Here is a 13,639-nt window from a genome sequence, read left to right on the forward strand (position 1 = left end):
GACCAGCCCACCCGGCCCGCCCCCGGCCCGGCCGCCGACGAGGGACTCGCCCGCCGGCTCAAGGCGCTGGCGTGCACCGCCCCGCTGCACGACCTGGACAGCCGCAAGGTCAACCTGGCCGGCGAGTACGCCTCGTACACCATGGCCGAGGTCGGCCTCGCCGCGATCGACCTGGTCACGCTCAACATGGACTTCGACACCGGCGCCGACCGGGACATAGTGCTGAGCCGGCTGCTGCCCCGGATCGCCGCCCAGAACCCGCGGCGGGCCGTCGCCGAGCACGAGCGGGTCGCCCGCTGGGTGCTGGAGTCGCTGATCAACGTCGGCAGCGTCGACCGCGGCTTCCGCGCCGTCTACGGCACCTTCGGTCCGGACGGCGAGTACACCCGCCGCGACTACGACTTCAAGCTGATCGAGGAGGTCCCCGGCCAGGACGGCGGGGTCTACCTGCGCACCACCGACGAGGCCGTCAACGTCCTGGTCGGCGCCCTCGACACCGACGTGACCAGCGCCCAGATCGCCGCCGAGGTCAAGCTGGAGGTGCTGATCCGGCGCGGCCGCCTCGCCGACGCCCAGCTCGCCGCCGAACAGGCCCGCTACCGCACCGTCCAGTACGCCGAGACGCTGCGCCGCGCCCTGGAGGCCACCCGGCGCAACGTCCGCGCGGTCGACTGGATGGAGACCGTCCCCGACCTGATCGACGAGGCGCTCGACCACATCGCCGACCGCTACCGGCACGAGAACGCGATCCTCACCAACATCCGCAAGGCCCGCGACGAGAGCATCGACGGCGAGCACAAGCGCCGCGCCGCCGAACTCGTCGACATCGTCAAGGACTGCATCCGCCGCCACACCCAGCTGCAGACCCGCCTGCTGGAGGCCGGCCCGCTGTTCCGCGCCGAACAGGACCGGCAGGCCTTCGCCGCGCCCGCCGCGCGCAGCGGCATCGACCTGTACGGCCAGTTGCTCGCCCCCGTCCTCACCCTGCCGCTCGGCGACGCCACCCGCCCCACCGACGCGTTCTTCGCCCGCGCCACCGGCCTGCGCACCCCCGTCTCGGTCCGGGTCACCGACCTGGTCGACCTGCTGCTCACCCCGCCCGTCGAGCGCGAGCACCTCGGCGCCGAGCTCCCCGAACCCGACCTGGTCGCCACCCCCGACGACAGCCGGTTCTCCGAAGCCCAGCTGGAGGCCGCCCTCGACCTGCTCGACCTGCCCGCCGACGCCCCCCGCCGGCTCTCCGGCCTGCTCGCCGACGCCCGCCGGCGGGCCCGCGACCTCGACGAGGAGGAGGACCGGGACGGCGACGAACTCGCCTACCTGGTCGCCCTGCTGGCCGTGCACGCGGCCAGCCCGCCGGTCGGCACCGCCTACCGGCAGGGCGAGGAGCGGCTGCTGTTCGCCGTCGACGACGGCACCCGGCTGGACGACCCCGGCTTCGGCGGCGCCGACCTGATCGTCGGCAGCGCCCTGCTGGACGCGGCGGGCATGGCCGCCGACCGCAAGGACGCCAAGGCCGCCAACGCCGCCCGGGACGCCGAGGGCGCCGGGTGACCCGTACCGCCCGCAGCGCCCGCAGTACCCGTACCGCCCGCACCACTCGCACCGCCCGGATCGAAGGAGCCCCCGGATGACCACCACCAGCGAGGCGTGGACACCGCCCGAGGGCGAACCGGCCGCCGCCGCCCCCGCGCCGATCAGCCCGGCGGACGTCGCCGAGGCCGCCCGGCTGGTCTCCTTCGGCCTGCAGGCCAAGCTGCTGCCCGCCCGGGACGCCGAGTACGGCGAACTGGTGCGCCGCTACCGGGATGACCCGCCGTTCGGGCGGCTCGCCGACGCCGTCGCCACCGGTATGGGCCTGGTCGTGCTGGAGGTCTCCGCCCGGGCCGGGATGGCCGTCGCCGCCGCCGAGGACTCGGTGTTCGCCGTCCGGATGGGCGACTACTCGCGGCGCGCCGCCTCCGAGTCCACCGACCGCTTCCTGCACGGCCTCGCGCACCTCGCGGTGGCCGCGCTCGCCTTCCCCCGCCCCGAGGACCTCGCCGACGACGGCTACCTCGGCCGGGTCACCGTCAACGGCGTGGACGCCTTCGTCCGGCAGGCCTGCCGCCGTCTGGAGGAGCGCGCCGAGGCCGAGGGCGCCAACACCGACCCGGCCAGCGACGCCCCCGGCCTGGAGGCCGCCTGGCGGGTCTGGGCCCGCCGCTCCGCGACCGGCGCCACCAAGGACGCCCGCCGCCTGGCCGGCTCCACCACCGGCATCGTCTCCAAGGCGGTGTCCTTCCTGGTCGACTCCGGCTTCCTGCAGAAGACCTCCGACGACTCCGGCGGCACCTACCGCACCACCGCCCGCTACCAGTTGCAGGTCCGCGACCTGGCCGGCAGCGCCGCGATGGCCGAACTCCTCGACCTGGGCGTCGTCCCGGTCAGCGACGGCACCCCCACCCTGGCCCCGCCCGACGAGAGCGACGAGCTGGTGGCCGACGCCGGCCTGCCGTTCCACGCCCTCTGACACGCCTGCCGACACGCCCGCCGACACGCACTCCGATCCACCCTCGGCACCGCCGAGACAGCTTCAGGAGAACCACCGCACATGTACGAGCTGAACCGGGTCCGCCTGTACTCGATCGGACCGGCGGGCGCCCGCTACGCCGACACGGTGCTCGACCTGCGCGGGGTCGGCGAGCCGGTGCCCGAGCCGCAGCCGCAGCAGATCGGCCTGTTCGGCGAGGAGCCCGAGGGCCCGCAGCGCCGCCCCGCGCCCGCCGGCGTGCTGTTCCTGGAGAACGGCGGCGGCAAGTCCGTGCTGCTCAAGCTGATCTTCTCGGTGATGCTGCCCGGCCACCGCAACACCCTGGGCGGCGCCTCCTCCGGCGTGCTGCGCAAGTTCCTGCTCGCCGACGACTGCGGCCACGTCGCCCTGGAGTGGCAGCACACCGTCACCGGCGAACTCATCGTGGTCGGCAAGGTCAGCGAGTGGCGCGGCCGCCAGGTCTCCTCCGACCCGCGGAAGTTCGCCGAACTCTGGTACTCCTTCCGGCCCGGCCCCGGCCTCACCCTGGACGGCCTGCCGGTCGCCGAGCGCCCCGCCCTCACCGGCGACCAGCAGGCCCGCGGCCGCCGCCGCACCATGAAGGGCTTCCGCGACGCGCTCACCGAGGCCGGCAAGGCGCAGCCCCACCTCGACGTCACCTTCGAGGAGATCCACGACCGCTGGATCGAGCACCTCGGCGCCCTCGGCCTCGACCCCGAACTCTTCCGCTACCAGCGCGAGATGAACGCCGACGAGGGCGAGGCGGCCGGCCTGTTCGCCGTCCGCAACGACGCCGACTTCACCGACCTGCTGCTGCGCGCCGTCACCGACACCCGCGACACCGACGGCCTCGCCGACCTCGTCCACGGCTTCGCCGCCAAGCTCGGCCGCCGCGCCGAACTCACCGCCGAACGCGACTTCACCGCCGGCTCGGTCGACCTGCTGCAGCGCATCGTCGACGCCACCGCCGCCCGCGAGACCGTCCGCGAGGGCCACCGCGCCGCCGAACGGCGCACCCGCAAGCTCGCGCTGTCGCTCGCCGCCCGCTCCGCCGTCGAACGCGACCGCGTCCACGACCTGGCCGTGGAGGTCGCCGCCGCCGCGAGCGCCGTCACCGCCGCCGAGACCGACCGCACCCGGCACTCCCTGATCGTCTCCGAACTGACCTACCGGCACGCCACCCTGGGCCTGGAGGCGGCCACCGGCGAAGCCGCCCGGCTGCGCCGCGAACTCACCGACGCCCGCTCCCAGTTCGCCGCCTGGCAGGCCGCCGAGGCGGTCCTGCGGCACCGCGCCGCCGCCGACCGGGCCGGCCGGGTCGCCGCCGCCATCCGCGAGGCCGAACTCGACGCCGCGCCCGCCCTCGCCGCCCGCGACCGCGCCGCCGGGGCCCTCGCCCGCGCCCTCGAAGCCGCCGCCGCGAACGCCGAGACCCGCGCCGACCAGGAGGAACTGCGCGCCGGGGAGCTCCAGGAGGACGGCGCCGCCGCCCAGTCCGAGGCCACCGCCGCCGCCACCGCCGCCCAGAAGGCCCGCTCCGAGGCCGAGCACCTGCGCCAGCGCCTCAGCGAGGTCGAGCAGGAGACCGCCGCCGCCGTCGAAGCCGGCTGGATCGACGACTCCGGCGCCGAACCCGACCCGGCCCGCGCCGCCCTGCACGCCGCCGACGCCGAGCAGGCCGCCACCGAGGCCCTCGGCCAGGCCCGCGCCGCCGCCGAGCAGAGCGCCGTCCGGGTCCGCGAGACCGCCGCCGCCGAGGCCCGCGCCGAACTGGCCGCCGCCCGCGCCGCCGACGCCCGCACCGCCGCCGAGCGCGCCCTGGCCGCCGAACAGCGCACCGCCGCCCAGCTCGCCGCCGAGCCCCGGCTCGCCGAACTGCTCTCCCTGACGCCCTATCAGGACGGCGCCGAGGAGACCGAGGGCTTCCTCACCCCGCGCGGCCTCGACACCTGCGCCGAGGACCTGCGCGAACTGCTCGACCAGTCCGTCGCCACCGCCGAACGCACCCTGTTCGACCTGCGCACCGCCGCCGCCGACGACTCCCGCATCCTGGCCGCCCTCGGCGACGGCGGGCTGCTGCCGCCCGGCCCGGACGTCCTCGCCACCGTCGAGCACCTCGGCGAACAGGGCATCCCCGCCCTGCCCGGCTGGCGCTACCTCGCCCAGTCCGTCGACCCCGCCGACCACGACGCCATCCTCGCCGCCCGCCCCGAACTCGTCGACGGCGTCGTGGTCACCGACCCCGCCTCGCTGGAGCGGGCCCGCGAGGCACTGGCCGCCGCCGCCCTGCTGCCGCGCTCCACCGTCGCCGTCGGCACCGCCGCCGCCCTGATCGCCCCCATCGAGGGCGAACCGGGGTTCTTCCTCGTGCCGCCCAACCCGGCCATGCACAACGAGACCGCCGCCGACGACGAGCGCCGCGCACTGCGCGCCCGCGCCACCGCCCGCGAGGAGCACATCCGCGAACTCGCCGCCCGGCTCGGCGGCGACCGCGCCCTGGCCGCCCGGCTCGCCTCCTGGCACGCCAGCTGCCCGCCCGGCACCCTCGCCGAACTCGCCGAGAACGCCGCCGCGGCCGCCCTGCACGCCGAGACCACCGCCGCCGAACTCGCCACCCTGCGCGCCGACCACGCCGACGCCGACGCCGAGCACCAGGCCGCCGCCGCCCGCCACGAGGAGTGCCGGGAGGCCGCCCAGCGCGCCCGCCGCCGCGCCGACGCCCTCGAAGGACTCGCCTTCCGCCTGCGCGAGCGCGCCAACTGGACCCGCCGCCTGCGCGAACTCGCCGACGACGCCGCCGAGTGCGAACGCCGCCAGGCCCAGTGCGCCGAACGCGCCCGCACCTGCGACGAGGACCGCCGCGCCGCCCAGCGCGCCGCCGACGACGCCCGCCGCACCGCCCGCACGCTGCGCGGCGAACGCGCCGAGATCGCCGCCGTCGGCTCCGGCGCCGAACCCGACCCCACCGTCGCGCCCACCTCGCTGCCCGCCCTGCGCGAGGCGTACCGGGCCGCCGCCCAGCTCTACGAGAAGGTCGGCGTCGGCGCCGACCTGCGCGCCGAACAGGCCCGCGCCGAGAGCGACGAGACCGCCGCCGCCGCCGAGCTGGACCGGCTCAGCAACAAGGTCAAGGCCCGCGCCGAGGAACTCCTCGCCAGCCCCGACGGCGCCGACGGCCCCGCCCGGCAGGCCGCCGCCGCCCGCGCCGAGGAACTCGTCGCCATCATCGAGGCCCGCTCCGGCGCCGCCTCCGAGGAGGTCGGCCGGCTGCGCGGCGACGCCGAACGCTCCGCGCCGGTCAACGGGGAGGCGCACACCGAACTCCCCGAGGACCTGCTCCCCGCCGACCCCGAGCACGCCCAGGCCCTGCTGCGCACCGCCACCGCCCTGCTCGCCGAACGCCGCGAGCGGGTCGACTCCGCCCGGACCGAGCACGGCGACCTGCAGCGGACGCTGGACCAGGCGCAGGCCGCCGCCGCGGACTTCGAGGAACTCGCCGGACAGCTGCGCGACGCGCTGCGCGACAACGGCGAGGAGACCGACCCCGAAGCCGACGCCTACCTCGGCTCGCTCGCCGCCGCCCGCGCCGCCGTCACCGACACCCGGCGCGCCATGCGGACCGCCGCCACCGAACTCACCGGCGCCGAACTCGCCGTCCGCGACGCCGCCGACGCCCTCGTCCGGCACGCCAACGCCGCCCGCTACGAGGCAGTCCGCACCCCCGCCCGCCAGCAGATCCGCGAGCTGCCCGCCGCCGCGCTGCCCGACCACGCCGCCGCCTGGGCCGCCGCGTTCGCGCCCCGGCTGCGCGTCCTCACCGACGAGCTCGCCCAGTTGGAGCGCAACCGCTCCTCCATCGTCGACCGCCTGCGCGGCCTGGTCGAGACCTCGCTCGGCACCCTGCGCGCCGCCCAGCGGCTCTCCCGGCTCCCCGAGGGCCTCGGCGACTGGTCGGGGCAGGAGTTCCTGCGGATCCGCTTCGAGGACCCGGACCACGCCGTCCTGGTCGAACGGCTCGGCGAGGTCATCGACGAGGCCACCCGCTCCGCCGTCAAGAAGAACTCCGACCTGCGCCGCGACGGCATGTCCCTGCTGCTGCGCGGCGTCGCCGCCGCGATCGGCCCCCGGGGCGTCTCGGTGGAGATCCTCAAGCCGGACGCGGTGCTGCGCGCCGAGCGCGTCCCGGTCGGCCAGATGTCGGACGTCTTCTCCGGCGGCCAACTGCTCACCGCCGCCATCGCCCTCTACTGCACGATGGCCGCGCTGCGCGCCAACGACCGCGGCCAGTCCCAGCTGCGGCACGCCGGAACGCTGTTCCTCGACAACCCGATCGGCCGCGCCAACGCGACCTACCTGCTGGAGCTCCAGCGCGCCGTCGCCGACGCGCTCGGCGTCCAACTCATCTACACCACCGGCCTGTTCGACACCACCGCGCTGGCCGAGTTCCCGCTCGTCATCCGCCTGCGCAACGACGCCGACCTGCGGGCCGGCCTCAAGTACATCTCGGTGGAGGAGCACCTGCGCCCCGGCCTCCCGGCCCCGCAGGACCCGGACGGGCCGGCCGTCCACGGCGAGATCACCGCGACGCGGATGTTCCGCAAGCCGGAGTAGGCGCGACGCGGGGATCGCGGCGCGGTGCACGCGGGGCACCGTGCCGCGATCCCGGACGTGCCGCGATCCTGCGGGGTCCTCGCTACCCCCTGGTGGAGACGGTGACGGAGGCGACCTTCATCGGGTGGCCCGGTTCCGTCCCGGCGGTGGGTGAACTGCCGTACGCGGCGGGGAGGTCGCCGCCGACGGCGACGTTCAGGATCAGGAAGATCCCGTGGTGGACGGCCTGGTCCCAGGCGGCCGGGTCGACCCGGTCGGCGGTGACCTCGAAGTACTCCCTGCCGTCACGCAGCCAGCGGACCCGTTCCGGGTCGGTGGAGCGGTCGATCTCGACGGCGTAGGTGTGGAAGGCGCCCCAGCAGTCCGCGCAGGGCTGCTCGCCGGAGCCCAGGCCGTTCGGCTCCCGGCACGGCCCGCCGGGGGTGGTGCCGCAGTGCACGGTGCCGAACACGCCGCGCCCGCCGACGGATTCGAGGACGTCCAGCTCGCCGACGCCGGGCCAGCCGGTGTACCCGTCGCGGAGCTTGCCGCCGAGCGCCCAGAACGCGGGCCAGTACCCGGCCGCGGCCCCGCCGTGCACGTCGGGGAGCGCCAACTCGGCCTCCACCCGCAGGATTCCGCCCGCCGGGGCGGCGAAGTCGGCCCGCCTGGACTCGATCCGCCCGGAGGACCAGCGGCCGGCCGCGTCCCGGGTGGGCGTGATCTCCAGCGCGCCCCTGCCGTCCAGGTGGACGTTCTCGGCGGAGTCGGTCATGGTCTCGATCTCGCCGGTGCCCCACCGCGGGGCCGGGCAGCCCGGGTAGCAGGTGCCCAGGTCGTACTGCCAGGCGGCCGGGTCGGGCCTACCGCCGGCCGGGCCGTCGAACTCGTCGCGCAGCAGCGTCGTCCAGCCGTCCTTGGGGCCGAACGCGCCGCTGTCGATCAGGAGTTGGTCCAGACGCGGGGTGAGCACCACGGCTGCGGCGTTGGTCAGGTGGGAGTCGTCGCGGTACAGCAGCACGTGCTCCAGGACGGCCGGGCAGCCGCGCCCGCTCGCCGGGCAGAGCACCGAGTTGACCTCGACCGTCCGCACGCCCGGGAACTTCCCGGCGGCGATCTCCTCGGCCAGCGGGTCGGCGTACAGGCCCGTGGTGCGCGGGAAGTCGCAGGCGGAGGTGGTGTCCGGGTGCCCGGAGACGCAGGCCGGGACGTCCAGGCCGGGGTTCGGGGTGTCCTGCAGGTAGACGACCGGGACGCCCAGCTCCCGCAGCGGGGTCAGGGTCCGCTCCCAGCCGCGCAGCAGCGCGGCCCGGTCGGCGGTGTAGCGGTTGAGCGTGGAGACGACGATCAGCTTGGGCCTCGGACCGTCCTTCAGCCTGGTCAGGGTGTTCGCCCGCCAGGTGTCGCACTCGTGGTAGGTGCGGCCCAACTGTGGGTTGGTGACCGTGATTTCGGGCAGCGGGCAGCCCTGCTTGACGAGCTCCTCGACGGACAGGCGGTGCTGGGCGGCGATGCCGAGCACGGCGGAGAACCACTGTCCGGCGTGCGAGTCGCCGAGCAGCACGATCCGGTCGTCGCCGGTGCCGAAGCGGCACGGCGGGCTGGTGGTGTCGGCCGGGTCCACCTCGCAGGCGCCGTCCGGCGGGAAGTCCTGCCGGGCCTGGACGGGGTTGGGCACGGTCGGCGCGTGCGGGGGCGGCGCGGCGGCCAGCAGGCTGCTGCCGGTGCGGGCGCCCGGCGGCAGGCCGGACGGGTCCGGGGGAGTGGCCGGGCCGAGGTTGCGGATGGTGCCGGAGCCGACGACCAGCGCCAGCAGCACCGGGAAGACCACCGCGGTCAGGCCCAGTGACAGCCCGCGGCGCGGGATCTCGCCCAGCACCCGGCTGCGGCGCAGCGGCTGCTCCAGCCAGCGCAGGGCGGCGTACGCGGGCAGCGCGGCGGCGGCGGTGAGGGCGGCCTTGACGCCCCAGTGCAGGGCGCCCCACCGGGCCTCGGCGAGGACCAGCACCGGCCAGTGCCACAGGTACAGGTTGTAGGAGAGCCGGCCGATCGCGCGCGGCGCGCCGAGCGACAGCGCCCGTCCGACCAGGTGGGCGCCGCCGGAGCCGGCCAGCAGGATCGCGGCGGTGCCGGCGGTCGGCAGCAGCGCGGCGTACCCGGGGTAGGGGGTGCGCCCGTCGAACAGCAGCAGTGCGGCGAGCACCGCAGCCAGGCCGCCGAGGCCCAGCAACTCCCTCGCCAGTCTGGGCAGCTGCCCGATCGGCAGCAGGGCGACGGCGGCTCCGGCGGCGAACTGCCAGGCCCGGGTGGGCGTGGAGAGGTAGGCGCCGGCGCTCCAGTGCAGGGAGAGCCAGAAGGAGCCGGCGCCGAGCAGCAGGGTCAGGCCGAGCAGGGTGCGGCGGCGCCAGGCCCAGCGGGCGGCGAGGGCCAGCAGCGGGGCCCAGAGCAGGTAGAACTGCTCCTCGACGGCGAGCGACCAGAAGTGCAGCAGCGCGCTCGGGTCGCGGCCGGCCGCCAGGTAGTCGGTCTGTTCGGCGATGAAGCGCCAGTTGGCGACGGACAGCGCGGAGGCGAGGACGTCGCGCTCCAGGTCGGCGCGGCGCAGCGGCGCGGTGAGCAGGGCGCCGACGACCGCGACCACGGCCAGCACGACGGCGGCGGAGGGCAGCAGCCGGCGGGCCCGGCGGGAGTAGAACTCGGTGAGCCGGACGCGCCCGGTGTGCGCGGTCTCGGTGCGCAGCAGGCCGGTGATCAGGTAGCCGGAGACGACGAAGAAGACGTCGACGCCGGCGAAGCCGCCCGCGAAACCGGGCACGGCGGCGTGGAAGGCGAGGACGGCGAGCACGGCGACGGCCCGCAGGCCCTCGATGTCGGGTCGGAACTTCGGCCGCTCGACCGGTGCTTGGCTCAGCACGACGGTGAGCGGGGCGGTACTCGGGGCGGTACTGGTGGACACGGGAGCGTGGACCTTTCAGCCCAGCCAGGGCAGCATCGGGGCTGCCCAGCCGGAGGCGAGCAGGGCGATCAGGGCGAGCGTGCTCGTGACGGCGAGGGCCTCGGGCCAGCGCCGCGGCCGCATCGCCGGGCGGGCCCCGGAGTCGGCGGAGTCGGTGGAGTCGGTGGAGTCGGTGGAGTCGGCGGTGCGGGGCCGGAGTTCGGCGTACAGGTCGCGGATCAGCGGCAGGCCGAGGTGCAGTTGCACGGCCAGGTACAGGGCCAGGCCCCAGGTGGTGTGCCAGCCGTGCAGCCAGGTCGCGGCGGCCACGCCGATGCCGGTGGCGGCCAGGGTGCCGGCCGTCCACAGCAGGGAGACCAGCAGCACCTTGCGGGCCATGCCGCCGGAGCGGCCGGGCTTGGCGACGCCGGTGGGCACCCAGGCGGCGCTGCGGCCGCGAACGGTGTGCCAGTAGGCGGTGGCGGCGGCGAAGCTCATCAGCACGTTGGCGCGCAGCACCTCGGAGCGCCAGCGGGTGCGGCTGACCCGGGGCAGCAGCACGTGCCACAGCCACAGCAGGGAGAGCATCGGCAGCACGTACCAGGCGCGGACTTCGCCGGGGAAGGCGAACAGCATGACCAGCGGCGGCAGCGGGGCGGTGAGCACGTTCACGGCGGCGGCCAGGTAGCCGACGATGCCCTCGTCGAAGCAGCGGCGCATCCGCCAGGTCATCGCCCTGCGGGTGGCCCGGTCGCCGATCAGGTGCAGGTTGCCCATCGTCCAGCGGTACTGCTGGTTGACGAAGCTGGTGGTGGAGTCCGGCGAGGTGCCCTTGGCGACCAGCACCGGCACGTACCGGGTGGTGTAGCCCTGCTGGTGCAGGGCGAGGCCGGTGTACATGTCCTCGCTGTGGTCGAGCCGGGCGAAGCCGCCCGCGGCGTCGATCGCGGCGCGCCGGTAGACGGCGTTGGAGCCGCAGCAGATGGCGGCGTCGGAGGCGTCCCGGCTGGGCTGCACCCAGCGGAAGAACCACTCCTGGGCGGAGCCGGCGGCGCGCTGCACCCAGCCCATCGAGGCGTCGGTGTCGAAGCACTGCGGGCTCTGCACGATGCCGACCTTCGGGTCGCCGAAGTACGGCAGCAGGTGCCGCAGCAGGTCGGCGCGCGGCGCGAAGTCGGCGTCCAGGATGGCGATGAACTCGCCGTCGCCGAGGGTCAGCGCGTGGTTGAGGTTGCCGGCCTTCTTGAACTCGCCGCGGTTCGGCCGGACCACGTAGTGGTAGCCGAACTCCTTTGCCAGGCGGGCGACTTCGGGACGGTCTGCGTCGTCGAGCACCCAGACGTCGAGGCGTCCCGGGTACTCGCTGCGGGCGACCGCGCGGTAGGCGTTCTCCAGGATGTCGAGCGGTTCGCCGCAGGTCGGCAGGTACAGGTCGACGGACGGCGGCCGGGTCGGCTGCCAGGCGGCGACCAGCAGTTCGTGGCCGGCCCGGGTGAAGCGGCGGCGGCGCAGCCCGTTCAGGCAGGTCAGCGCGAGTGCGACGGCGTTGATGCCGAGGACGGCGAGGAACGGCCACAGGGCCGGGTTGCGCAGCGAGAAGCTGAGCATGGTGCCGGCGCTGACCGTGAAGGCGAGCGCGGACAGCAGCGGGACCCAGCGGCGCTGAGGCCCGAAGTACCAGTAGAGCTCCTGATCGGAAGGTGGTGACGGAAGGTGATTGGCAGTCATTGGGCCCCCCACGGCCGGACATTGACACCTGTCGTCGGTCAGATTACCTGATTGGTATAGACCAAATGACCACGGTGGATGAACGCCGGGACAACTCGGGTGAAGGCGGCATGACCAGGCGTGACCAGGCATGACCGTGTCAGGAAAGATCGCCGCCGAGGTGCGTGCGGGGCCTCCGGGGCGGTTGACGCGCAATGTGGCGCAGTGGTTCCGGGCCCGGCGCGGCGGGCGTCCGCCGGATGAAGTGGCGGCGTTCCGCCAGGGCTTGACGGGGCGTCAGGTGGCCCTCAGTGACGGGCCGGGCATCCGGCGGCGGCCAGCACGGCGTCCAGCAGGCCGGGGAAGCGGGCGGCCAGGTCCTCCGCGCGCAGGGTGTTCATCTTCGAGGTGCCGCGCCGGTGCTGGCGGATCAGCCCGGCCTCCCGCAGCACCCGGAAGTGGTGCGTCATCGTCGACTTGGTGACCGGCAGCTCGAACGCCAGGCAGTTCAGCTCGTCGCCGCCCGCGTCCGCCAGCTCGGAGACGATCCGCAGCCGGATCGGATCCGCCAGCGCATGCAGGACGCACGCCAACTGCAGCTCCGCGGTGGGGGGTTCGGGGAGCAGCCCGGGGCAGTCCTGGTCGTGGTCGATGGTCACGCTGCCATAGTACGACATCTCTCGTAGTTTGACAGTTCTCGTAGTACGGTGGGTATCGTACGAAGTGGAAGAAGCCGTGTCGGACCACAGGAAGGACGGGCAGTCGTGAGCGCCCTGTTCGAGCCCATCACCCTCCGTTCGCTGACCATCCCCAACCGGATTTGGCTCAGCCCGATGTGCATGTACTCGGCCGCCCCCGAAGGCTCCGACACCGGCGTCGCCACCGACTTCCACCTCGCCCACCTCGGCTCCCGCGCCGCCGGCGGCGCCGGACTGGTGATGGTCGAGGCCACCGGCGTCCGCCCCGACGGCCGGATCTCCCCGTGGGACCTCGGCCTGTGGAACGACCGCCAGCAGGAGCAGCTGGCCCGGGTCGCCGCGCTGATCGCCCAGCACGGCTCCGTCCCGGCGATCCAGCTCGCCCACGCGGGCCGCAAGGCGTCCACCAACCGCCCCGGCCTCGGCGGCGGCCCGCTCCCGGTCGAGGAGGGCGGCTGGCCGGTGGTGGGCCCCTCCCCGCTGCCGTTCAAGGAGGGCTACCCCGTCCCGGCCGAGCTGACCGAGGAGCAGATCGCCGAACTGGTCGAGGACTTCGCCGCCTCGGCCCGCCGCGCCCTGGCCGCCGGGTTCAAGGTCGTCGAGGTGCACGGCGCGCACGGCTACCTCACCCACCAGTTCCTCTCCCCGGTCTCCAACCACCGCACCGACGGCTACGGCGGCGACTTCGCCGGGCGCAGCCGCTTCGCCCGCGAGGTCGCCGCGGCGGTCCGGGCCGTGTGGCCCGCCGAACTCCCGGTGTTCTTCCGGATCTCCGCCACCGACTGGCTCCCCGAGGAGCCCAGCTGGACGGTCGAGGAGTCCGTCCTGCTCGCCAAGGAGCTCCAGGCCCTCGGCGTCGACCTGATCGACGTCTCCACCGGCGGCAACGTCCCGCACGCGGAGATCCCCGTCGAGCCCGCCTACCAGGTCCCGTTCGCCGAGACCGTCCGCCGCGAGTCCGGCCTCCCGGTCAACGCGGTCGGCCTGATCACCGACGCCGCCCAGGCCGAGGAGATCGTCGCCGAGGGCCGCGCCGACGCGGTCATGCTCGGCCGCGAGCTGCTGCGCGACCCGTACTGGCCGCTGCACGCCGCCCGCGAACTCGACGTCCCCCGCAGCTGGCCCGCCCAGTACGGCTACGCGGTCGGCCCGCGCGGCTGACCCCCGCGCTGCACC

At 75.2% G+C, this 13,639-nt stretch carries 7 protein-coding genes; 4 read left to right on the forward strand and 3 right to left on the reverse strand.

Features of this window, described 5'->3' with window-relative positions; all coding sequences use genetic code 11:
• The 3 genes from OO48_RS24785 to OO48_RS24795 all read left to right on the forward strand — a co-directional run.
• A partial coding sequence (locus OO48_RS24785; RefSeq protein ID WP_033220017.1) for a hypothetical protein occupies positions 1-1,554 on the forward strand: 1,554 nt, incomplete at its 5' end.
• Positions 1,555-1,630: 76 nt separating this feature from the next.
• Complete coding sequence (locus OO48_RS24790; protein ID WP_033220018.1) at positions 1,631-2,512, forward strand: hypothetical protein; 882 nt, start codon at positions 1,631-1,633, stop codon at positions 2,510-2,512.
• An 81-nt stretch (positions 2,513-2,593) separates the two neighbouring features.
• Positions 2,594-7,144, forward strand: a complete 4,551-nt coding sequence (locus tag OO48_RS24795; RefSeq protein ID WP_033220019.1) for a hypothetical protein — start codon at positions 2,594-2,596, stop codon at positions 7,142-7,144.
• An 82-nt stretch (positions 7,145-7,226) separates the two neighbouring features.
• On the opposite strand, the gene OO48_RS24800 is transcribed toward OO48_RS24795, so the two are convergent.
• From OO48_RS24800 to OO48_RS24810, 3 genes are all read right to left on the reverse strand, one after another.
• Complete coding sequence (locus OO48_RS24800) at positions 7,227-10,079, reverse strand: acyltransferase family protein (protein WP_033220021.1); 2,853 nt, start codon at positions 10,077-10,079, stop codon at positions 7,227-7,229.
• Between the two features lie 15 nt (positions 10,080-10,094).
• Positions 10,095-11,786 (reverse strand): glycosyltransferase family 2 protein, encoded by a 1,692-nt coding sequence (locus tag OO48_RS24805; protein ID WP_033220023.1) that lies wholly within the window; start codon positions 11,784-11,786, stop codon positions 10,095-10,097.
• Positions 11,787-12,073: 287 nt separating this feature from the next.
• Positions 12,074-12,418 carry an ArsR/SmtB family transcription factor gene (locus OO48_RS24810; protein WP_033220072.1) on the reverse strand — a complete coding sequence of 115 codons (345 nt, stop codon included), beginning with the start codon at positions 12,416-12,418 and terminating at the stop codon, positions 12,074-12,076.
• Positions 12,419-12,529: 111 nt separating this feature from the next.
• On the opposite strand from OO48_RS24810, the gene OO48_RS24815 reads away from it, so the two are divergent.
• The gene (locus tag OO48_RS24815; protein ID WP_033220026.1) at positions 12,530-13,624 is read left to right on the forward strand and encodes an NADH:flavin oxidoreductase/NADH oxidase; all 1,095 of its coding nucleotides are present in this window, start codon (positions 12,530-12,532) and stop codon (positions 13,622-13,624) included.
• Positions 13,625-13,639: the final 15 nt, after the last annotated feature.

The sequence above is a fragment of the Kitasatospora phosalacinea genome (genome assembly GCF_000716545.1).
Taxonomy (GTDB): Bacteria; Actinomycetota; Actinomycetes; order Streptomycetales; family Streptomycetaceae; genus Kitasatospora; species Kitasatospora phosalacinea.

Coding starts and splice junctions, on each gene's coding strand:
- OO48_RS24795 (WP_033220019.1), top strand. CDS start 2,594: ATGTACGAGCTGAACCGGGTCCGCCTGTACTCGATCGGACCGGCGGGC.
- OO48_RS24790 (WP_033220018.1), top strand. CDS start 1,631: ATGACCACCACCAGCGAGGCGTGGACACCGCCCGAGGGCGAACCGGCC.
- OO48_RS24805 (WP_033220023.1), bottom strand. CDS start 11,786: ATGACTGCCAATCACCTTCCGTCACCACCTTCCGATCAGGAGCTCTAC.